We start from the raw sequence: 255 nt of genomic DNA on the forward strand, positions 1-255 counted from the left end.
CCGAAGACAGGTTCTACAACTAATTTACGTTTTCCATAGATTTCTCCCTTTTCTTCTTTTGAAAGCTGCTCTCTTATATATGCTTTTTGCTGTTCCCAATGGGCATTATAGAAAATCTTACGATTTCTTTTTGCTTTGGTACAATGAACGCGTAATGGACATCCCGAACAATCTTCACATTCATAGACACGAAAGGTTCGTTTAAATCCGGCTTTATCTGTTCGATTCGATAGATATTGAAAAGGTACCTTCTTT

Annotated in this window: 1 protein-coding gene; it reads right to left on the reverse strand. The window is 36.5% G+C overall.

Translation table 11 applies throughout. The features are described 5' to 3' along the window. Positions 1 to 255 (reverse strand): transposase (locus tag RVS70_RS23265; protein WP_321135115.1); only part of this gene is annotated, 255 nt, incomplete at both ends.

Origin of the sequence: Virgibacillus sp. M23 (assembly GCF_034190895.1) — a bacterium.
GTDB classification, from domain to species: Bacteria; Bacillota; Bacilli; order Bacillales; family Amphibacillaceae; genus Virgibacillus; species Virgibacillus salarius.